Below are 21,732 nucleotides of genomic sequence, written 5' to 3'. Positions count from 1 at the left end.
TTTTAAGTATTTTGTATGCAACTTAATTCGTAGTTGTCTAGTCATTTAGTATATTTTTTGTTATAATGCTATAATAAATTAAATATTAAAATAACTAAGGGGTGAAATTATGAACAGTAATGATAAAAATATGAGTGCAGAATCTGCTATTATTCAATCTAATTTTATTCATAACATCATAGATGAAGATTTGAAAAAAGGTACTTATGGTCAGAAAGTATACACTAGATTTCCTCCAGAGCCGAATGGTTATTTACATATAGGTCATGCAAAATCCATTTGCCTTAACTTTGGAACTGCAATAAAATACAATGGAAAATGCAATTTGAGATTTGATGATACAAATCCAGTTAAAGAAGAAGTTGAGTATGTAGAATCTATAAAAGAAGACGTAAAATGGCTTGGTTTTGAATGGGACGAGCTTCTTTTTGCATCTGATTATTTTGAAGAAATGTATCAGCTCGCTGTAAAGCTAATAAAAAAGGACAAAGCATATGTTTGTGAGCTTACTCCTGAGCAGATGAGAGAATATAGAGGTAACTTTGATACTCCTGGAAAAGACAGCCCTTATAGAAATAGGCCAATAGAAGAAAGCTTAAGTCTTTTTGAAAAAATGAGAGCTGGAGAATTTGCAGAAGGACAAATGACTCTAAGAGCTAAGATAGACATGGCTTCTCCAAATATGAATATGAGAGACCCTGCACTTTATCGTATAGTTCACGCTAGTCACCATAGAACAGGTGATGCATGGTGCATCTACCCTATGTATGATTACGCTCATCCACTTGAAGATGCAATTGAAGGGATTACTCATTCTATATGTACACTTGAATTTGAAGCGCATAGACCTTTTTATGATTGGGTACTAATTGAAACTGAGTGGAATAATCCACCAAAGCAAATAGAGTTTGCAAGGTTAGAGATGACTAATATGGTTATGAGTAAGAGATATCTCAAAAAATTAGTTGATGAAAAACTAGTGCAAGGTTGGGATGACCCAAGAATGTCTACTATTTCAGGACTTAGAAGAAGAGGATATACTCCGTCATCGATAAGAACCTTTGCTGAGAAGATAGGTGTATCAAAAGCAAATAGTGAAGTTGATATTTCACTTTTAGAGCATTGCATAAGAGAAGATTTAAAACTTACTGCCCATAGAAAAATGGCTGTACTAGACCCTCTCAAGCTTGTTATTACTAATTATCCTGAAGGCGAAGTAGAGTATCTGGATGCAGAAAATAATTCAGAAAATCCTGAACTAGGTAATAGAAAGATTCCATTTACTAAGGAGCTATATATTGAGAGAGATGATTTTATGGAAAATCCTCCATCAAAATATTATAGATTATTCCCAGGAAATGAAGTTAGACTTAGAAATGCATATTTTGTTAAATGTGAAGAGGTTATTAAGGATGACGCAGGCAATATAGTAGAAGTGCGTTGCACCTATGATCCTGAGACTAAATCAGGAACTGGCTTTACAGGTAGAAAAGTGAAAGGTACTATCCACTGGGTGAGCGCTACTCATAATGTTAAAGCAAGTGTTAGACTTTATGACTATCTTTTTGTAAAAAGCGAGAATGACGAGGAAGGCTATGTTTACAATGCTAATTCACTAAAAGTTCTAGATGAATGTTATTTAGAAAAAAGCTTTGAGGATGCAAAAAAAGATGATAAATATCAGTTTAACAGACATGGATACTTTGTTGTTGATACGAAAGATACAACACAAAATCATCTTGTTTTTAATAGAATAGTGTCTTTAAAAGATTCATTTAATAAAAAATAAATCACAAATAAAGACCTTTACTGTAATACTGCACTGTTTTGACAGCTGCAGTATTATTTTTAATATAATACTGGAGATGATGGGTTGCAGAATTTGGATGTTATATTTAAAAGATTGCCAAAACTTATGATGGGATTTATACTCATTGCAATTGGTACAAATATAATGAAAGCTTCAAAACTAGGTTTAAATTCTTGGGGAGCGTTTAATGAAGGACTAACTGTAATTACAGGCATATCATTTGGCAGAATTAACCAAATGATAGGTATAGCAGTTCTTATTATAGCTATTTTTATTAAAATTTATCCAGGAATAGGTACTATTTTAAACATGTACTTTATTGGCCTTTTTATTGATATTGTCGATTCATTAGCTTTTATTGGGATTCCTGTAGATATGCCTACTAGACTTATTTACTTATTTGTAGGGCTCTTTATTTTTCACCTCGGAGGCTATATGTACATGAGCTGTGAGCTTGGCTGTGGACCGAGAGACAGCTTAATGATAGGTCTCATAAAAATAACGGGAAAACCAGTTTCATACATAAGAACAATAATTGAAGCTACTGTTCTAGTTTTAGGAATATTACTAGGAGGTACTTTTGGAATAGGAACAATTGTAAATACATTTTTAGGAGGACCTTTACTAGGAGCGATATACAAATTTTTTAAATTTGACCCAAAGAAAATCAATCAAATCAACTTATTTTCTTTAAATAAGCAATCTGCTTAAAATTATAATTATGGGATTTAGAAGGGATAATACTTTTATGGATAATGAAAACAACATATTCTTAAAAGAAAACAAAGATAATTTAGATTATAAAGAAATATTAAATGTTATTCTTAATAATGCTTATGAATGGCTAGTAATAATAGATGATAAAGGCTATATCATGATGATGAGCAAAGGCTATAAGGAATTTATAGGAGATATGGTTCCTGAAGGCAAGCATGTTACTGAAGTTATCGAAAATACAAAACTTCATGATATTGTTAAAACTGGAAAAACTCAAATTGGGGAAATACAGATAATTAAAGGTCAGCAGGTTATAGCCTCAAGACTTCCTATTATTAAAGACAATAAAATTATAGGAGCCATAGGGAAAGTTATATTCAAGGACATAACTGATTTTTATGATATGTCAAAAAAAATCATAACTATGGAAAAAGAAATTAAATATTATAAGGATCAGCTTAAAAAACAAAAAAGTGCCAAATACTCATTTTCAAATATAATTGGTGAGAGCAAATCTCTTATGGAAGTAAAAAATATCTGCCAAAGAGCAGCAATGTCAGATTCGAATGTACTTATTATGGGAGAAAGTGGAACTGGAAAAGAGCTTTTTGCTCATGCAATTCACAATGCAAGTGACAGAGCTTCTGGACCTTTTGTTAAGATAAACTGTGCAGCTATCCCTTCTGAGCTTTTAGAATCTGAGTTATTTGGCTATGAAGGTGGAGCTTTTACTGGAGCAAAGAAAGAAGGCAAGGTTGGTAAATTTGAGCTTGCAAATGGAGGAAGTATATTCTTAGATGAAATCGGAGATATGCCTCTTCAGATGCAAGTTAAACTTCTTAGAGTTCTTCAAGAAAGAGAAATTGAAAGGATTGGCTCAACTAAAACTAGACCTATTAATGTAAGAATAATATCTGCAACCAATAAAAACCTCGAAGAAGAAGTTAAGTCTGCTAATTTTAGAGAAGATTTGTATTATAGACTTAATGTAATGAGCGTTAATATAGAGCCTCTAAGAAAAAGAAAAGATGATATAAGACCACTTGCAAAAGCTCTAGTAAAGAAACTTTCAAGTCAAATGGGAGTACATGTAGATAGCATAAGTGAAAAGGCTATGGCAGCTTTAGAAGCATATGACTGGCCGGGGAATATAAGAGAACTAGAAAATGTCATCGAGCGGTCTATAAACCTACTCGATTCAGATAGAATAATAAAGGTTTCTACATTACCTGTTCATATTACTCAGTCTCATAAAACCCATGTATATATTGCTGGAAGCACTCTTAAAGAGCAGCTATACGATGTAGAAAAAAGTATAATTCTTGAATGCTTGAATGAGAATCAAGGAAATAAGCAAAAGACAGCAAATGATTTAGATATGAGTAGGACTAGCCTATATCAGAAGTTAAAGTCCTATGGAATAGATTAAAGCATCATGTGTTTCAGTAATTTTTTTGTATTCAAAATAAATTATGCCAAGTTTCTTGAAAGTATAGAAACTTGGCATATATTTTTTAGTAATTTACTTGCATTAACATAAGACCTTTACCCTCAACCATTGGGCCAGAAAGGCTTCTATCCTTTGATGCTAAAATATTAGCAAGTTCTTCGGGAGATATTTCTCCAGTTCCAACTCTAATCAAGGTTCCAGTTATTATTCTAATCATATTATGCAAAAAACCTTCTCCTTCAAATTCTAGATAAACATAATTATTTTTCTTTGTAATAGCTATGCTTTTTATTGATTTTCGACAGCTTTTTTTCTTAGATTTCATTGTGGTAAAAGCATCATAGTCATGAGTTCCAATTAGGTAATTAGCAGCTTTTTCCATTGCCTTGATATCTAATTGCTTAGGTTGATGAATAGCTGTTTTTCTTGTAAACACATCAGCAAACGAGTTATTATCAATAGTAAATCTATATACTTTTGTTTTAGCATTGTGTCGAGCGTGAAATTTATCATCAGCCTCTTCTATATATGTTACTCTAATATCCTCAGGTAGATAGTAGTTCATGTATGTTTGAATTTCATGTAGAGTCATTTTTGAATTAGTGTGGAAATTTGCTATTAGTGATTTAGCATGAACACCCTTATCTGTTCTTGAACATCCAATCACTTGAACTTCCTCATCAGTCATTTTATTTAGTAAATCCTCAAGCTTACCTTGAATAGTGTTGTCTTGGTCCTTTAAACGTTGCCATCCCAAATATCTTGTACCTTCGTATTGTAACGCAATTTTAATATTTCTCATTCAGCTCTCCTATAACATATTATTATGAATAATTTTCATTTAGACTTACTATACCATAATTATAGTAAATGCTAATAGTTAATTTTGATTTTTTATGATAAGAAGCAATTAAAATTATAAATATATGAATTGATTGTAGGCATTATTATTGTAATTTACTTAGTATTTCATTAAGTTTATTTATGTTATTCTGTGTCCAAATTTTCTCTAGAAATGGGGCTCTTCCAGAACCACGTCGGTATGCTTTATAATGGAGCTTATTTTTTTTATAGTACTCTTGATGATATTCTTCTGCTTCATAAAAATCAGCTTGTGGAAGGAGCTTTATAGCCACTTGGCTTTCGAAAATATTTGATTTATCAAGTTCTGATAATAATTTGTTGACTAACTGTTTTTCTTCATCACTAGCATAAAAAATAGCTCCAAGATACTGTGAGCCTCTGTCTGCAAACTGTCCATAAGGGTCGGTAGGATTCATACTTTGAATGAATACTCCAAGAAGATTCTTATATGAAACCTCAGTTTCATCATACCAAATTTTTACAGCTTCATAATGGCCAGTTGAACCAGTACAAACCTCTTCATAGGTAGGAAACTTTTTATCACCGCCTGTATAACCTGATTTTACTTTTAAAACTCCAGGAGTTAAAACAAAAGGTGCCTCCATACACCAAAAACAACCACCAGCAAAAACAGCTTCTTTTATATTTGATTCATTCATGGTTTACCTCCAAGCATATATTTTTAGCAATTTATTTTTATTATACCTATGGATAATTAGATACCCAGTTTAAATAAAAATATACAGTTTAAGTGTATTATTTTAAACAAGGCATAAAATTATATTATAAGCTTAGAGCTTTATTTGAAATGGTATAATATAATAGACAAAATCAATTACAAAAAGGAGATATTATATATGATTTCATTTAATAATAATTGGGATGATATTTTAAAAGATGAATTTGATAAACAATACTATTTGGAGTTAAGAGAATTTTTAATTAAGGAATACAAGAGCCATTTGATATATCCTGATAAATATAAAATATTTGAAGCACTTAAATTGACTGATTATGAAGATGTAAAAATTGTAATTTTAGGACAAGATCCATATCATGGACCGAATCAAGCACATGGACTGGCATTTTCTGTTTCACTCGGAGTGCCTATTCCACCATCACTTCTTAATATATACAAGGAATTAGAGCGTGATATAAATTTTAGAATTCCAAATCATGGATACCTAGTAGACTGGTCAAAGCAAGGAGTACTTTTACTTAACACAGCATTAACTGTGAGAGCTGGGATGGCAAACTCCCATAGAGGAAAAGGATGGGAAGTATTTACGGACCAAGTAATTAGACTCCTTAGCTTAAGAGAAAAGCCTATGGTATTTTTATTGTGGGGAAAAAATGCTGCAGAAAAAGAAGCTCTTATAGATACTAGTAAACATCTAGTACTAAAAGCACCACATCCTAGTCCGTTATCAGCACATAGAGGATTTCTTGGGTGTGGACATTTTTCGAAAGCAAATGAGTTTTTAATAAAAAATTCTATAGCTCCAATTAACTGGCAGCTATAGAATTCAGGTTTTTAATATAAATATGCTATTTTTGATTATTCATTTGTGAGGTCATATATAGATGCTCTTCATACACTTCATTAACTAAGTCAGCAAATATCCAGTCTTTATTAGAAGGGGTGAGAGCGGAAGTAACTGGTCTTTCAATTTGATTTGTTTTAAATGCACTTACTAGCTGGTTTATTCTTTCACCATCAAAGCCACTAATCATCATAAATTCAATTTCTGGTGCTTTTACTCCATCTTTTCTATCAGGAGTATAACCATCTAGGTCGTGCAAAAAGCCAGTTATGCAGTTTGACATTTCATTAGAAATAAATTTTATATTTTCAAAACCATGGTTATTGAGTAATTCATGTATTTGCTTAGTTCTTTCATCATTTAGACCATAAAGTATGATTTTTTCCATTTTGATTCTCCTTTAAAAATATTTTATGAAACTTTAAGTTATATTATATCCGAATTAAGCAATAATAAAACTAAAAACTAGGAGGAATTATGGATTTTAAATTAGTAATTTTAGCTGTAGCACCTGCAATAACATTGGTTTTATTTATATATTTCTTTGATAAACACGATAAAGAACCAATTTCATTGCTTTTAAAAGTTTTTCTCTTTGGAGCCCTAGCTGTGGTACCAATTGTTTATGTAGAAGATTTATTAATGACATTTAATATTTTTCCAGGACTCGCTTCAGCTTTTTATGTTTCATTTATAGTTGCAGGCTTTACAGAGGAATTTTTTAAAAGATTAGTAGTTATGAAAATTGCATTTAAGAATCAGCATTACTCAGAAAAGTTAGATGGCATAGTGTACAGTGTTATGGCTTCGCTGGGATTTGCTACTGTAGAAAACATTATGTATGTGGCAATTTCTTTTAAAGATGATATATATGTAGGAATAACAAGGGCTTTTTTATCTGTGCCTGCTCATATGTTATTTGGAATAAGTATGGGTTACTATCTTTCACGTAGCAAATATGCCAGTAGCACCTATGATGCAAACAAATATTATAAAAAATCTTTAATAGTGCCTATGATTCTGCACGGGACATTTAATTTTATATTGCTTTCAAATCATCCTCTGCTAATTATTGTATTTATACCATATTTGATATACCTATGGTCTGTGAGTATTAAAAGACTAAAGATATATCAGCTAGAATCAAAAAATGAATCTGAGTATGAAAACATGATTGATAACTAGATTAAATTGTAAAGTTGAAATTGTATTTAATTTTTTTATTAGGAAAGGAAGTATTGTAATGGTAAATTCATATGAAAATAAGGCTATGTTAAACGATGCAATTGAAATTGCAAAAAAAGCAGGAGAATACTTAAAGGAAATGTTTCATTCTCAATTTAATATAGAGTATAAGGGAGATAGCGATTTAGTTACTGATGCTGATTATGCCGCTGAAAGGATTATCATTAATGAAATTAAAAGACTTTATCCAAATTGCAGCATTCTATCTGAGGAAGCTGGAGAGCTAAATAAAGAGTCCAAGTATAAATGGGTAGTGGATCCATTAGATGGAACTGTAAATTTTTCAAAAGGGATACCAATATTTGGTGTTATTCTTGCTGTACTAGAAGATGAGGTACCAATCGTAGGAGTTCATTATATTCCTATGTTTAATGAAATTTATTATGCAGTTAAAGGTGGAGGAAGTTTTTTAAACGGTAAGCAAATAACAGTTTCCAGTCGTAGCAAGCTATCAGATTTTATTATTGGCCTTGGAGATTTTAATATTGGAAGAGATGAAAAAATGAAACAAAGAGACAACGAGCTGTTAAATCAAATAACAGCTCAGCTTTCACCACTCACCATGAGAACAAAAATATTTGGAGCTGCATGCTATGACCTCGCTTGTATAGCATCGGGGAAAACAGATGCTCTATTATATGCTTTTTCTAATCCTTGGGATGTTTTGGCTGGAAGCTTAATTATTAAAGAAGCAGGCGGTGAAATTTTGATAATCGATGATTTAACTATCTATTCCAGTGGAAAATGTTTAGATGAATTAAAAAAAGTTTTCTAAATGTTATTTTTTTAATAAATAGGGTAAATACAAAAATGTGTAAAAAATAATTGAGGAGGCTTAATATGAGTAATTATCATGAACCTGTAGAATTACTAAACGAAAAAACAAGAAATATTACAAGAGCCATCAACAGTTTGAAAGAAGAGTTAGAAGCCGTTGATTGGTATAACCAGAGAGTTGAGGCATCTAGTGATGAGGAATTAAAAGCAATAATGGCACATAATAGAGATGAAGAAATAGAACATGCTTGTATGACTTTAGAATGGCTTAGAAGAAATATGGATGGATGGGATGAGGAGTTAAAAACTTACTTATTTACAAGTGGCCCTATTACTTCAATTGAAGGTCAAGAACAAGCAAGTGATGCTCCATCAAATTCAGGAAATGGTTTAAACATTGGAAAAATGAAATAAAAGGAGGATTTATTATGAGCATGTTAAAAAGAAATATAGCACCTATGCCATCTAAGGTTTGGGACGAAATAGATGAAAGAGCTAAAACTGTGCTTATGAACATACTTTCAGCAAGAAAAGTTGTTCATGTTGAAGGCCCTATGGGATGGGATTATGCTGTAGTGCCAGAGGGAAGGCTCGATATCATAGATAAAAATGAAGACTCTGATGTCAGTGTGGGAACATATAGAGTTAAGCCACTACTTGAAGCAAGAATTTCTTTTGAGCTTGATAGATGGGAACTCGACAATATAACAAGAGGAGCGAAGGATATAGATTTAGAAGCTCTTGAAGAAGCTACAAAAAAGCTAGCGCTTTTTGAAGAAAATCTAATATACAACGGCTATGAGAAAGCAGCTATAAAAGGATTAAAAGAAGTTGCTGAACACAATTTAGATTTTGGTAAAGATGCAGTTTCAATTTTATCGGCAATTTCTGAAGCTAGATTTCTCCTTATGGAATCCTATGTAGAGAGACCTTATTCTCTAGTGGTAGGTAGAGAGGCCTATAAACTTTTAAATACTGTTCATGAAGGCTATCCGCTTATAAAAACAGTTTCTTCAATAATTGATGGCAAAGTAATACTTAGTGAAGCTGTAGAAGGTGCGTTTTTAATGCCTTATGATCATGAAGATATAGAGTTAACCATAGGTCAAGATTTTTCTATAGGGTATGAAAATCATGATGATAAAAAAATAAAGCTATTTATAACTGAGTCATTGACTTTTAGAGTGCTAGATGAAAAGCTGATTGTGAAGTTTAATATTTAATATCTTAAGCACCAAAAATGGAGGGATATGTCATGAAGATGCCAGTGATATTCGTAGGTCATGGTTCTCCTATGAATGCTATTGAGGACAATGAATTTACTAAAACCTGGGAAGAATTAGGCAGAAGTCTTGTCAAACCAGCTGGAATAGTTGTTATATCTGCACACTGGTATACAAAAGGAAGCTATACTTCAAATGAGCTTGAACCAAAAATGATTTATGACATGTATGGATTCCCTAAAGAGCTTTACGATTTAAAATACCCTGTAAAAGGGTCTGATGAATTAGCTAGTAAAATCATTGAGAAAACTAGCAATTTAATATCAATAGATAACGACTGGGGAATAGACCATGGTACATGGTCAGTATTATGTAGAATGTTTCCAGATGCAGATATTCCTGTTGTTCAAATAAGCATAGACCATAATAAATCATTTAGAGAGCACTATGAAATTGGAAAGATGTTAAAATCATTTAGGGATGAGTCTATACTGCTAATTTCTAGCGGTAATGTTGTTCATAATCTTTCACTTATAAACTGGGGGATGGATAATGGATATTCTTGGGCTCAGGAATTTGATGATTATATTAAATCAAATATTCTTTCTAAAAATTTTGATGCCGTAATAAATTATAAGAATGCAGGAAGCTGTGCAGAAAAAGCATTTTATACTCCAGATCATTTTATTCCATTGCTGTATATGCTAGGCTCATGCGACTTAGCTGATAACATAAAAACCTTCAATGATAAATGTCTCATGGGTGCGATGTCTATGACTGGATATATAACTCAGTAAAAGTTACAAGAATTAATTAATCAAAAATAAAGCCCTTTAAATATGAACTCACTTGCTAAAAGTTAAATTTTGAATTAACTTTACCAAATGAGCTCAATTAAAAGGGCTTTTTCTTTATTGAGTTACTATTTTTATTACTTCATCAAGTGAAGCATTACTAGGTATTCTAAATGTGCCAGCTTTAATTTTAGTTTCAGAATTTAGTTCTATAAGCCTTGAAATAAAGCTTTCTTTAGATGAAATAATATTGTTTTCATAAAGAGCATTTGCAACTTTGTCAGATGAGCTCCCAGGAGCAATCGAAATATTTCTGATTGTCACTTCAGCTTGGGCTGATTTATTTTCAGTTTGTGTATCTGAGGAAGTGTTATTAGTGTTATCTTCTTTAGGTGCTTCGTTTTCATTTGTAGCATCATTTGATGCTTCAGGGACTTTGTTTGTATCCTCTGAGCTAGAGTTATTTTGAGCTATCTCTGTATTTGTTTCAGTAGAATTTAAATCGTTGCCAGTAGAAATAGGAATAATTTTTTCAATATTTTCAGGTAGAGATATATTAAACCATCCATGGAGCTGGTATGTCGAAACTAATATAATAATCAATAAAACTGCTCCTCCAAAAATTAAATCACTAATCTCATATATAAAATCTTTTAGTCTATCCATTTTCTTTACACCTCGTGTTCAAATTAAAAATAGTCAATTGTATTTTTCTATTATATAATAAAATGTAGCAATTATGAAGTAACAAAGGAGATAAATATGCACAAGGACATTAATAATCAGTTATCAAAACTCCAAATCAGAGAAATTCTTGAAGAAGATGCTGTGATAACCTTAAAATTAGTTTTAGAGATGGCTGATGAATCAGACAATTATCCATTTACATCTGAAGATTATGCTATGTCGATTGAGAACCAGCGCTCATTCATAAACTATATGAATAGTTTAGATAATTGTATATTTTTAGGTGCTTTTATAGAAAATGAGCTTTGTGGAATACTTTACTTAGAAGGTGGGAGAAGACAAAGGACTCACCATATTTGTAATTTAGGAATGGGAGTAAAAAAAGAGTACTGGAATAATAAAATTGGCTCGGCTTTGATGTCGAAGGCCATGGAGTTTGTATATGATAGTGAGCATATTGCAAAGGTTGATTTACAGGTTAGAATAGATAATAAGTATGCGATTGCTCTCTATAAAAAATTTGGTTTTGAAATTGAGGGTAAGAATAAAAGAGCTTTGTTTATTGATGGAGATTTTGTCGACTATTTAAATATGGGCAAAGTAATAGATTAGACTATGAGGTGAGTTTATTGAGCGATAATGTAAAAAAAGAAATTTTTGAATGGCTTAAAACTATAGCGATAGCAGGAGCGATGGCTCTGCTTATAACAAGCTTTGTAAGACCTACACTGGTTAGAGGAGTGTCTATGTTTCCAACTTTGGAAGAAAATGATTATTTACTTATTTATAGACAGGCATATAGAAGTGACCTGCCAGAGCATGGAGATATCATAGTTTTTAAATCGCATTTACTACAAACAAATGGGAAAGAAAAAGATTTAGTTAAAAGAGTTATAGGAGTTCCTGGCGACCATGTTGTTGTAATGGATGGAAAAGTATTTGTCAATGATGAGGAGCTAAGTGAAGCCTATATTAATGGAAATTATACAGATGGAAATGTAGATGAAATAGTACCTGATGGATATATTTTTGCTATGGGAGATAATAGACCCAATAGCTTAGATAGTAGAGAAGAGTCCGTGGGGATGATTCCTTTAGATGATATTATAGGAAAAGTATTTATTAGACTTTATCCATTTAATAAGATTACTACATTATAGTTAGGTGATATGGCAATGATAGGAATTAGTGCTTTGAGTTACGATTTAGAACAAAAGATTAGTTTGTTTCATGAATACAAGGATATAGAATTTATTGAATATGGGATAGATGAATCTAAAGATATTGAAGCTTTGAACCATCATATGAGCAAAAAAGAAAATAAAGATATAAAAATCAGCATCCATTTGCCATTGAAAACTAACCTTGTAGAAGATATAGGGTTTCTTAGAGATGCCAATTTTAACTATGTTAGGAATATTATTAGAGAGGTTAGCTATTTGAAACCTCTCTATTTTAATACTCATTTAGGAAATGTATTTTATGGTAAATATACTTCAAATTATAAAAAATATATCCAAAAAGCAAATGAGTTTATTCAAAGACTATTAGTAGAATTTCCTAATATAAATATCTACACAGAAAATGTTTATAGTTTTTTAAATCAAGCTAGCAGTGATTTATGTGCTGTTGGTACTAAGCCTATAGAATTCATGGATTTGTTTGAAATAGCGAATAATAAATCGTTAGGGTTCTGTTTTGACCTAGGGCACGCATTGATTCAAGATGAAGATTTTAGCAATGTGATTAAAAACTATAATTCCATGCTTCATTTTAACTTAAATGATAAAACCTCAGATCAGCATTTAGGGCTTTCAAAAACGGGTAAATATACAAAAAAAATTTTTTATGAGCTTATAGATAAGTATGGTTTTAGTTATATAGTTTTAGAACTAGATAGTTCAAAAGCGAAGGAAACTATAGAAATTTTAGAATTAAATAAACTCTAAAGGAGATGATAGTCTTGATTACTATAACTACTCAGTCGGGTGAATTTAAAGTTGAAAAAAACACTACCTTAGAGCAAATTTTAAGCATGGAGAGAATGGATTTTTTATATCCAGTTACTTTGGGGCTAGTAAATAATAATCTTAGAGAGCTTAGCTATGAACTAGAAGAAGACTCATTTGTAAATTGGATTGATATTACAGACCCAGATGGAAGACGAACATATATGAGGAGTCTAACTTTTTTATTTATCAGGGCATTGGAAGAGCTACTCCCAGGAGCTGTGACGAAAATTCAGCATTCTCTTAGCAATGGATTTTTTTGCGAAGTTGAGTATGAAGAAAAGTTAAATGTAGATGATGTTCAAAAGATTGAGCTCAGAATGAGAGAATTCGTAGATTCAAATGAGAAAATAATTAGATTCAGAGTTCCAAAAGAAGAAGCAATTAATATATATAAAAAACAAAATCGCGAAGGAAAATTGAATTTATTAAAGTATAAAAACACGTCGACAGTTCATTTGTATAGATGTGGGTGGCTTGAAGATTATTTTTATGGCTACATGGTTCCATCGACAGCTATGCTTCACACATTTTCATTAAGATTATACAATGATGGAATAGTGTTACTAGGACCTGATATAAAAGAACCTCATAAAGTTAGTAGGTTTATACATCAGCCTAAATTATTTAAAATATATAAAGAAGCTAAACGTTGGGCCAAAATAATTAATCTACCAAATGCAGCATCACTAAACATTTTAGTAGAAAATAATAACCACCCAGAGATTATAAGACTTGCTGAAGCATATCATGAAAAGAAAATTTGCGATATTGCTGATATGATAAAAAAAGATTCAGAAAAAGGAAAGATAATTTTAATTGCAGGGCCATCTTCTTCAGGAAAAACAAGCTTTGCACAAAGACTCAAGCTTCAACTTATGGTAAATGGTTTATCTCCAGTGTCTTTATCTGTCGATGATTATTTTGTAAATAGGGATAAAACTCCACTAGACGAGTATGGAGAAAAGGATTATGAGTCTATTTATGCTATAGATTTAAAAACATTTAATGAAGATATTGAAAAGCTTATCCTAGGCTATGAAGTTAATTTGCCAAGCTTTAATTTTAAAACTGGCACTAGAGAATACTTTGAAGAAAAAAAGATTTCTATTGAGGAAAATCAGCCACTAATAATAGAAGGAATACATGCTCTTAACCCTATTCTCACACAATCAATACCTGATGGAAATAAATTTAAAATCTATATAAGTGCTCTAACTCAGCTAAACCTAGATGAACATAACAAAATTCCGACTACTGACTTAAGACTTATAAGAAGGATAGTTAGGGATTATCATCACAGATCATATTCTGCATCTTCCACTTTATCAATGTGGCAAAGTGTAAATAGAGGAGAGCGAAAAAATATTTTCCCTTATCAAGAAAATGCTGATATAATGTTTAACTCCGCTCTTATTTATGAGCTGGCTGTTTTAAAAAAGCATGTGGTGCCTCTTTTAGAGGATATAAAGGAAGACGACCCTGTTTTTAGAGAAGCAAAAAGGCTACTTAAATTTCTCCAGTATTTTGTTGATATTACTGACGAGTCAGATATCATCAACACATCACTTCTTAGAGAATTTATAGGTGGAAGTAAATTGGTGCATTAATCCAAAATTTCAAATAGTATAGAATTCTTTGACAATTATATATTTAATCATTATAATATATATAAGTAATTTACGGTTCTCCTATATGTACAGTTTTATTTTTAACATAGTATATTATGGAGAAAATCTTTATTGAGGGGAAGGGCATTAATGAAAGATATAATGGTATTAAGAGAATTAGAAGAGATTAAAGCTGTCTCACATCCTTATAGAGTTGAGATTTTAGAAGCATTTGCTGAAGAACCACTTTCTGCTAAGCAATTATCAGAAATTTTAGGAGAACCTCATGCAAAAATCAATTATCACATTAAAATTTTACTTGGAGCTGGGATATTAGAACTAGTGGAAGAAAGAGTGAAATCTGGGATAATTGAAAAATATTATTTACCAAAAGCTAAAATGGTAGTAATAGATAAAAGTATCTTAAACTTTCCAATTAGCGATTCAGTGGCCCAAACAATAAATCAAGCATCTCTTTCTTTGTTTGAGAAAGTAAGTGAAGATTATTATAGAGCAGCTGAGACAAATGAAGTTGGAACAAAGCACCTTAGACATTACAATGAGTATTATGTTACTGAGGATGAAGCAAAAGAAATTATGAATGAACTGGAAAAGAGACTTATAGAACTGCTAGATGGGAAGCAAAAGAAGCCAGAAAAAGAAGGTACAAGACCGTATAACTTTGCTACACTAGCAATCCCAGATGTTAGAAAAGAAAAAAAGAAAAAATCAAAGGGCTAATAATTTTAAATAGTGCAGGGGAATCCTTGCACTATTTTGTTTGAATTTGATAAATAAGATTATATTCAGAGCTCTTATATAATTCGATTTCAACTCTAGGATTATCCTTATCTATATAATCTAAAATCAAAAATGGTTTCAGTTGTTTATCATTGAGAATTATTCCACTTTTTTCAATCCCATCGCAAATACTTTTGGGATAATTATGAATATCGCCCATGCGCTTATTTGGAAAATACAACTTTAATATAGTAATTAGATTTTCTTCTAGAGGAGGACCAAAATATTCTTGATTTATGATTCCCGCTATGTAGTTTTCGTAGGCCGCATATTTTGAATATTTTCCCTTGTGAGGTAGCCAAGCTTGCCCGCTTTTATTAGATAATTTGAAGTTAGATTTACTTATGGGTCTGCCAGGTATTATGAACTTTAGCATTTTAAATCCTTTCGACTAAAAATAACACAAATATATAATTATTTTTTTTAACATATGGTATATTATACTAGTGAATAGTTGGAGGAACAATAATAATGATTGATATAATAAACCAGGAAAATATAGATCAATATACTATTATAAACGTAAATTCAATAAAAGATAGTCTTGATAAATTCAGCTTTTATCTTGAAGAAAGAAAATTATTAGGAGTTCAATTGGACCTTGAAGAGCAAAATTTAGGCTCAAGGCTAAAATTAGATATAAATAATAAACCTGCAAGTAGTATAATATGTATATTTTTCCCTTATCTTACAGAAAGTCATAGCTTCGATTCTAATATTTCCGTATCCGCTCAAGGTATAGATTATCATATTTGGGCAAAAGACAAGCTAAAAAGAATTGTGCAAAAACTTCAAATAAAATATCCAAATAGCACTTTTTCTATTCAAGTTGACAATGGACCACTAAATGAGAGATTTTTTGCTTTGGAATCAGGCTTAGGCTATAAAGGGATTAATAATATGGTAATAAATGAAGTGTATGGAAGCTATGGCTTCATAGGTCTAATCGTCACGGACTTAGTGTTAAAGGAGAAGAGGCTTCCTAAAAAAAATTGTATTAATTGTGGAAAATGCATAGAATATTGTCCCGGAAAGGCTTTAAATTATAAAAATGGTTTTATTGGTCAAAGATGTGCTTCTTATCTTACTCAAAAGAAAACAGAGCTAAGTGATAGTGAAATTGCTATTTTAAAAAAAAGTAATAAAGTATATGGATGTGATATTTGCCAAATAGTATGCCCTCACAATAGAGATATAAAAAAATCTCAAGAAATTGATGATGTTATGAAACGACTTAATCTAAATGATATTGCCAGCTTAAGTAATAAAGAGTTTAAAAAAAATTATGGAAATAGAGCTTTTGCATGGAGAGGCAAAAATATATTAGTGAGGAATTTTAATATTATTGGAGATTGACTTACTATCTATGATAAAATGGTATTGATTATAAAAAGGGGAAAATATATTAAATGAGTAAGTATAATATTATTGTAAAGACATTACTTGATACTTATCCTGATGCAAAATGTGAGCTTGAATATAAAACACCTTACGAGCTATTGGTGGCTACTGTTTTAAGTGCTCAATCGACGGATGTAAGAGTCAATATTGTTACAAAAGAGCTTTTTAAAAACTTTAATACTCCTGAAAAAATTCTTAAGCTAGGAGAAGAAAAATTGATGGAGTACATAAAAAGTATAGGCTTTTATAATGTCAAATCAAAAAATATAATTGCATTATCACATTTGCTGATACAAAATTATGACAGTCAAGTGCCAGATGAAATGGATGAACTTTTAAAACTACCTGGTGTGGGAAGGAAAACTGCAAATGTAGTACTTAGCAATTGCTTTGGAGTTCCTGCTATAGCAGTGGATACTCATGTTTTTAGAGTGTCTACAAGACTGGGCTTCTCTGATAAAAAGGACCCTCTTCAAGTTGAACAAGATTTAATGAAGAAAATATCGAAAAAATACTGGACCGATGCTCATCATGCATTTATTTTTCATGGAAGAAGGATTTGTAAGGCAAGGAATCCAATGTGTGAGCTATGTTCAGTACAAAGCTATTGTAAATTTTATAAAAAGAAAAAGGGGTAGAAAGGAAGGTTTTTAGTGAAAAAAGTTGGCATTATATTAGTAATAAGCTTTATACTGATTGCTACATCTGCTGCTATGTACCTTAATAGTTTGACACAAGATAATTTCATTTATCCTGGGATTTCAATTAATGGCGTAGATGTCAGTGGGCTTACCGTAACACAAGCAAAAGAGGTTCTGCAAGACAGAATTAAAGTAGGGAAAGTTAGCTTTACCCATAATGAAAAAAAATGGAATTATGATTTGAAAGAGCTGGGATTTGAGTATGATTATGATAGCTCAATTGATGAAGCATTTAAAATTGGTCGTAGTGATAATATACTAGAAAATTGGATAACTGTTTTAAAGCTAAATAATAATAAACAAATTAATTTGGAATTATCGAGAACTGATAAATATGAGAATTTTGATGAAATATTTTCTAAAATTAAATCAGAGGTAGATCGTCAAGCAGTTGATGCAGACATCTCTATAAATACTGCTATATCTATTACTCCAGAACAAGACGGCTACGAAGTGGACATAGATAAGCTAAAAAATTTATTAATAACAGAATTAAAAGATAAAAACGAAGATATTATAATTGAAGTGCCTGTTAAGGTAACTCAAGCCAGTGTAAAAAGAGAGCAATTATCATCAATTAATGGAATAATAGGAGAATTTACTACAACCTTCAATGCTAAGGTAGCAGGAAGAAGCACAAATATAAGATTGGCATCTAGCAAAGTGGATTCCGTCCTTCTAATGCCAGGTCAAGAATTTAGCTTTAACAATGCCACCGGAAAAATAACATTGGCAGCAGGATATAAAAATGCTCCTGTAATTGTAAAGGGAGAGTTACAAGAGGGAGTAGGTGGAGGAGTATGTCAGGTTTCAACTACTTTATACAACTCTGTTTTATATGCAGGACTTGATGTAGTTCAAAGAAGAGCTCATTCTATACCTTCTAGCTACGTATCTATAGGACGAGATGCAGCTGTAGCCTATGGCTCGCTTGATTTTGTATTTAGAAATTCTCATGATTACCCAGTGTATATAAAAGCTTTCGTTTCTGGCAATAAAGTTACAGCTAGGATATATGGAGATACAACCAAGCATAAAAATAAGACTTTGTCATCACAAGTTGTAGAGCAGATTCCTAGACAAGTAAAATATGTCAATGATCCAACCTTGCCGCTAGGTAAAGAAGTAATTGATGACCCAGGTAGAGATGGGATAAAATCAGTGACATATGAAAATGTTGATGGTCAAACAAAAGTTGTGTCTAGAGATCATTATCCAGCCAAAACCAAGGTTATTAAAGTCGGTACTGGACCAGCAGAGGCTCCAGCAGTAAATTTAAACCCAGAGGCAATAAATGAATCTGTAAATACACAAAATCAAGAAAATACAATAATAGATTCTATTTTTGGAGGAAGATAATGCATAAAGTTATTTTAGTCACAGGAGGAGCTAGGTCTGGGAAAAGCTATTTTGCAGAGCAGCTATGTAAAAATATTGGTGAAAAGGTTTCTTATCTTGCTACAAGTGAAGCCTTCGATGATGAGATGAAGGCAAGAGTAGCGAAGCATAAGGAGCAAAGACCATCATCTTGGAAAACCTATGAAGCCTTCGAAAATCTTAAAGATCTGGTTCCAGATATGTCAAGTAGTTCAGATACAGTTATTTTAGATTGCCTTACTGTTATGGCAAATAACTTAATATTTCATTCTGATGTAGATGTTGAAAATGCAACACAAGCAGAAATAGATTCATTAGAAAAAAGAATTCAGGAAGAGTTAGTATCATTTATTTTAGCTCTAAAATACAACAAGCTTAATTTAGTTATGGTTACGAATGAGCTAGGGATGGGGATAGTTCCAGAAAATAAATTATCTAGAATATATAGAGATATTATTGGAAGGATAAATCAGGTGGCTGCTAGATATAGCGATGAAGTATATTTTGTTGTTTCTGGAATAAGTCAGAAAATAAAGGGGTAATTTAGTTGGAGAGATTTATAACACTACTTTCGTTTCTAACTAGAATTCCAGTTAAGACCTCTGGAAAGCTTGATGAAGAATTTCATAAATCAGCAAAATATTTCTCGTTAGTTGGAATTGTTTTAGGAATTTTCTATTTAATATTCGGTTTAGCTACCTCAAAAATATTTGGTGCGCACATCGGGGCCCTTGTATTTATTTCTACAAATATTATTTTAACTGGAGGATTACATTTAGATGGGCTAGGAGATACCTTTGACGGGCTTTACAGCTATAGAGACAAGGATAGAATCCTAGAAATTATGAAAGACTCTAGATTGGGGACAAATGCACTTTTAGCAATTCTGATTCTCATACTTTTTAAAATAGCCCTGGCAGATAAATTTATATCACAGGGTTATTACTATGGCTTATTTTTTATGCCTATAATGGGAAAAATGGCTTCAGTTCTTGCTTGCTATAAAGGCAAAACAGCAAAAAAAAATGGAATGGGAAATGCATTTATAGGTAAGGTTTCGGCTATAGATTTTTATATAGCACTTGGAATTGGTATTCTTGCTATGGTTTTGCCTTCTATAATAATTAAAGATTATAGTATTGCAATTATAAATGTTACTGTAGTTATAATTGTGATTATACTTACATTAGGCTATATGAATCATGTGTATAAAATAATAGATGGATTGACTGGAGATATTCTTGGAGCTATTTGCGAATTATCAGAAGTAGTTTATTTATTTATGTATTATTTGGGGGTAACCTTATGGCAGTTATTTATTTAATAAGACATGCTCAAACAGTAGACAACTTAAGTAAAAAATTTTCTGGGTATACTGATTGCAAAATTAGTGACTTTGGATTTTTACAGTTAGAAAAGCTATCTGACAAGATGAAAAATATAAAAGTCGATTATGTTTATTCTTCTCCTCTTGAAAGAGCTACTTTAACAGGAAACTCATTTTCAAATAACCTTATAACTTGTGATAATCTAATTGAAATGAATTTTGGAGATTTTGAGGGCTTAACTTTAGAAGAAATAAAAGATAAAAATCCTGAGGAGGTTTCAAAGCTATTTAAGCATGGTTTTGAATACAAGTTTCCAAATGGAGAGAGTTTGATAGATTTTCACGATAGAGTTAAAGCTTGTTTTTATGATATTGTGTCACAAAATCATGACAACAGAATAGCAATAGTTTCTCATTCTGGTACGATTAGATGTATTTTATCTGAAATTATTGGTGAGTCATATAAATATCACTGGAATTTCCAAATAGATAATTGCAGCATTTCTAAAATAACTTATGATGAAGGTTTTGGAGTAATTAATTATATGAATGATACAAATCACTTGAGGTGCTTAAATGATTAAATTAATAGTAAGTGATATGGATGGAACTTTACTAAATTCATCAAAAAAAATATCTCAAAAAACGAGTCAAGCTATAAAGTTTGCTAAAACAATGGGAGTTGACTTTACATTAGCCACTGGAAGAATGTATTCTTCAGCAGCAATATTTGCAAGGCAACTTAATATAGATAAACCTATAATTGCATGTAACGGAGCTTTGATAAAAAGACATACAAGCAATGAAGTTCTTTATGAGAAGAGCATAAACTATAAAACCGCTGATTTACTTTATAAAGTATTAGAAGAATGTGGATTGTATTATCATATGTACACTCAGGATAGATTCTTTACGAAGGAACTTAAATATACCTCATTAAGCTACTGGAATAATAATAAGACTGCTTCAGATGAGGATAAAATTGACATAGAAGTAATTGAAGATTTTTCTAATGTATGCACAGAAGATTACGGGATATTAAAGTTTGTTGCCATAGAAGATGAGCATCCAGAAAAATTGCTAAAAGCTAGAGCAATGTTAGCAGATATAGAGGGCTTAGAATTAAGTCAATCTTGGCATAATAATTTAGAGATAATGTCAGAAAATATTTCTAAAGGAAATGCACTTAAGATTTTAGCAAAAGAATGTAATATTAGTCTTAGCGAAATTATGGCGATTGGAGATCAACATAACGACATAAGCATGATAGTCGAAGCAGGAATTGGTGTGGCTATGGATAATGCTGAGCAGAATGTAAAAAAATATGCGAATCTTGTAACTTCATCAAATGATGAGGATGGGGTTGCTAAAGCAATTATGAATTTATTTAAGTGA

Annotated in this window: 26 protein-coding genes; 21 read left to right on the top strand and 5 right to left on the bottom strand. The window is 31.4% G+C overall.

Annotation, left to right across the window (positions count from 1 at the left end):
• Positions 1-109: 109 nt before the first annotated feature.
• From B5X47_RS09065 to B5X47_RS09055, 3 genes are all read left to right on the top strand, one after another.
• Complete coding sequence (locus B5X47_RS09065) at positions 110-1,789, top strand: glutamine--tRNA ligase/YqeY domain fusion protein (RefSeq protein WP_200805105.1); 1,680 nt, start codon at positions 110-112, stop codon at positions 1,787-1,789.
• 84 nt (positions 1,790-1,873) lie between these two features.
• A complete protein-coding gene (locus tag B5X47_RS09060; RefSeq protein ID WP_079589817.1) occupies positions 1,874-2,521 on the top strand; it encodes a YczE/YyaS/YitT family protein in 648 nt (215 codons plus the stop codon).
• Between the two features lie 37 nt (positions 2,522-2,558).
• Complete coding sequence (locus B5X47_RS09055; protein ID WP_079589816.1) at positions 2,559-3,956, top strand: sigma-54 interaction domain-containing protein; 1,398 nt, start codon at positions 2,559-2,561, stop codon at positions 3,954-3,956.
• Positions 3,957-4,041: 85 nt separating this feature from the next.
• On the opposite strand, the gene truA is transcribed toward B5X47_RS09055, so the two are convergent.
• Together truA and msrA are read right to left on the bottom strand one after the other, a co-directional pair.
• Complete coding sequence (truA, locus tag B5X47_RS09050; protein WP_013361297.1) at positions 4,042-4,779, bottom strand: tRNA pseudouridine(38-40) synthase TruA; 738 nt, start codon at positions 4,777-4,779, stop codon at positions 4,042-4,044.
• A gap of 145 nt (positions 4,780-4,924) precedes the next feature.
• Positions 4,925-5,500 (bottom strand): peptide-methionine (S)-S-oxide reductase MsrA, encoded by a 576-nt coding sequence (gene msrA, locus B5X47_RS09045; protein ID WP_079589815.1) that lies wholly within the window; start codon positions 5,498-5,500, stop codon positions 4,925-4,927.
• Positions 5,501-5,698: 198 nt separating this feature from the next.
• Between msrA and ung the strand changes: the two genes are divergently transcribed.
• Complete coding sequence (ung, locus tag B5X47_RS09040; RefSeq protein WP_079589814.1) at positions 5,699-6,364, top strand: uracil-DNA glycosylase; 666 nt, start codon at positions 5,699-5,701, stop codon at positions 6,362-6,364.
• A gap of 25 nt (positions 6,365-6,389) precedes the next feature.
• Here ung and B5X47_RS09035 read toward each other — a convergent pair whose 3' ends face one another.
• Positions 6,390-6,773: a DUF3783 domain-containing protein gene (locus B5X47_RS09035; protein ID WP_013361300.1), complete on the bottom strand. Its 384-nt coding sequence runs from the start codon at positions 6,771-6,773 to the stop codon at positions 6,390-6,392.
• An 89-nt stretch (positions 6,774-6,862) separates the two neighbouring features.
• Between B5X47_RS09035 and B5X47_RS09030 the strand changes: the two genes are divergently transcribed.
• The 5 genes from B5X47_RS09030 to ygiD all read left to right on the top strand — a co-directional run bounded on the left by B5X47_RS09030 (position 6,863) and on the right by ygiD (position 10,427).
• Entirely contained in the window at positions 6,863-7,570 is a 708-nt protein-coding gene (locus B5X47_RS09030; protein ID WP_013361301.1) for a PrsW family intramembrane metalloprotease, read from the top strand.
• Positions 7,571-7,628: 58 nt separating this feature from the next.
• Complete coding sequence (locus B5X47_RS09025; RefSeq protein WP_079589813.1) at positions 7,629-8,405, top strand: inositol monophosphatase family protein; 777 nt, start codon at positions 7,629-7,631, stop codon at positions 8,403-8,405.
• 65 nt (positions 8,406-8,470) lie between these two features.
• Complete coding sequence (locus B5X47_RS09020) at positions 8,471-8,821, top strand: encapsulin-associated ferritin-like protein (RefSeq protein ID WP_013361303.1); 351 nt, start codon at positions 8,471-8,473, stop codon at positions 8,819-8,821.
• A gap of 14 nt (positions 8,822-8,835) precedes the next feature.
• Positions 8,836-9,630: a family 1 encapsulin nanocompartment shell protein gene (locus tag B5X47_RS09015; protein WP_079589812.1), complete on the top strand. Its 795-nt coding sequence runs from the start codon at positions 8,836-8,838 to the stop codon at positions 9,628-9,630.
• Between the two features lie 32 nt (positions 9,631-9,662).
• Positions 9,663-10,427, top strand: coding sequence for a 4,5-DOPA-extradiol-dioxygenase (ygiD, locus tag B5X47_RS09010; protein WP_079589811.1), 765 nt, complete (start codon positions 9,663-9,665; stop codon positions 10,425-10,427).
• 114 nt (positions 10,428-10,541) lie between these two features.
• Here ygiD and B5X47_RS09005 read toward each other — a convergent pair whose 3' ends face one another.
• Positions 10,542-11,090: an MltG/YceG/YrrL family protein gene (locus B5X47_RS09005; RefSeq protein WP_079589810.1), complete on the bottom strand. Its 549-nt coding sequence runs from the start codon at positions 11,088-11,090 to the stop codon at positions 10,542-10,544.
• A 96-nt stretch (positions 11,091-11,186) separates the two neighbouring features.
• On the opposite strand from B5X47_RS09005, the gene B5X47_RS09000 reads away from it, so the two are divergent.
• The 5 genes from B5X47_RS09000 (at position 11,187) to B5X47_RS08980 (ending at position 15,471) form a co-directional block, all read left to right on the top strand.
• Positions 11,187-11,723 (top strand): GNAT family N-acetyltransferase, encoded by a 537-nt coding sequence (locus B5X47_RS09000; RefSeq protein WP_079589809.1) that lies wholly within the window; start codon positions 11,187-11,189, stop codon positions 11,721-11,723.
• Between the two features lie 17 nt (positions 11,724-11,740).
• Positions 11,741-12,271 carry a signal peptidase I gene (gene lepB / locus B5X47_RS08995; RefSeq protein WP_013361308.1) on the top strand — a complete coding sequence of 177 codons (531 nt, stop codon included), beginning with the start codon at positions 11,741-11,743 and terminating at the stop codon, positions 12,269-12,271.
• A gap of 15 nt (positions 12,272-12,286) precedes the next feature.
• Positions 12,287-13,060 (top strand): sugar phosphate isomerase/epimerase family protein, encoded by a 774-nt coding sequence (locus tag B5X47_RS08990; protein WP_079589808.1) that lies wholly within the window; start codon positions 12,287-12,289, stop codon positions 13,058-13,060.
• A 5-nt stretch (positions 13,061-13,065) separates the two neighbouring features.
• Positions 13,066-14,730 (top strand): nucleoside kinase, encoded by a 1,665-nt coding sequence (locus B5X47_RS08985; RefSeq protein WP_079589807.1) that lies wholly within the window; start codon positions 13,066-13,068, stop codon positions 14,728-14,730.
• Between the two features lie 150 nt (positions 14,731-14,880).
• Positions 14,881-15,471, top strand: a complete 591-nt coding sequence (locus tag B5X47_RS08980) for a winged helix-turn-helix domain-containing protein (protein ID WP_079589806.1) — start codon at positions 14,881-14,883, stop codon at positions 15,469-15,471.
• A gap of 31 nt (positions 15,472-15,502) precedes the next feature.
• Here the strand turns inward: B5X47_RS08980 and B5X47_RS08975 are convergent, their stop codons facing one another.
• Complete coding sequence (locus tag B5X47_RS08975; protein ID WP_013361312.1) at positions 15,503-15,907, bottom strand: RusA family crossover junction endodeoxyribonuclease; 405 nt, start codon at positions 15,905-15,907, stop codon at positions 15,503-15,505.
• Between the two features lie 95 nt (positions 15,908-16,002).
• On the opposite strand from B5X47_RS08975, the gene B5X47_RS08970 reads away from it, so the two are divergent.
• Genes B5X47_RS08970 through B5X47_RS08940 form a run of 7 tightly spaced genes read left to right on the top strand, consistent with a single transcriptional unit; the run spans position 16,003 to position 21,732 of the window.
• Entirely contained in the window at positions 16,003-16,887 is an 885-nt protein-coding gene (locus tag B5X47_RS08970; protein ID WP_079589805.1) for an epoxyqueuosine reductase, read from the top strand.
• A 53-nt stretch (positions 16,888-16,940) separates the two neighbouring features.
• Positions 16,941-17,570: an endonuclease III gene (gene nth / locus B5X47_RS08965; RefSeq protein ID WP_079589804.1), complete on the top strand. Its 630-nt coding sequence runs from the start codon at positions 16,941-16,943 to the stop codon at positions 17,568-17,570.
• Between the two features lie 15 nt (positions 17,571-17,585).
• Positions 17,586-18,992 carry a VanW family protein gene (locus tag B5X47_RS08960; protein WP_079589803.1) on the top strand — a complete coding sequence of 469 codons (1,407 nt, stop codon included), beginning with the start codon at positions 17,586-17,588 and terminating at the stop codon, positions 18,990-18,992.
• Positions 18,992-19,552, top strand: coding sequence for a bifunctional adenosylcobinamide kinase/adenosylcobinamide-phosphate guanylyltransferase (gene cobU / locus B5X47_RS08955; protein WP_013361316.1), 561 nt, complete (start codon positions 18,992-18,994; stop codon positions 19,550-19,552). The genes B5X47_RS08960 and cobU overlap by 1 nt, the downstream gene beginning before the upstream one ends.
• Before the next feature lie 5 nt (positions 19,553-19,557).
• A complete protein-coding gene (gene cobS / locus B5X47_RS08950; RefSeq protein ID WP_079589802.1) occupies positions 19,558-20,334 on the top strand; it encodes an adenosylcobinamide-GDP ribazoletransferase in 777 nt (258 codons plus the stop codon).
• Complete coding sequence (locus B5X47_RS08945; RefSeq protein WP_013361318.1) at positions 20,316-20,921, top strand: histidine phosphatase family protein; 606 nt, start codon at positions 20,316-20,318, stop codon at positions 20,919-20,921. The genes cobS and B5X47_RS08945 overlap by 19 nt, the downstream gene beginning before the upstream one ends.
• Complete coding sequence (locus B5X47_RS08940; RefSeq protein WP_079589801.1) at positions 20,914-21,732, top strand: Cof-type HAD-IIB family hydrolase; 819 nt, start codon at positions 20,914-20,916, stop codon at positions 21,730-21,732. The genes B5X47_RS08945 and B5X47_RS08940 overlap by 8 nt, the downstream gene beginning before the upstream one ends.

The sequence above is a fragment of the Acetoanaerobium noterae genome (assembly GCF_900168025.1).
Lineage (GTDB): Bacteria > Bacillota > Clostridia > Peptostreptococcales > Filifactoraceae > Acetoanaerobium > Acetoanaerobium noterae.
Note: the sequence above shows the minus strand (reverse complement) of the source record. Positions and strands in the feature narration are given on the sequence as shown.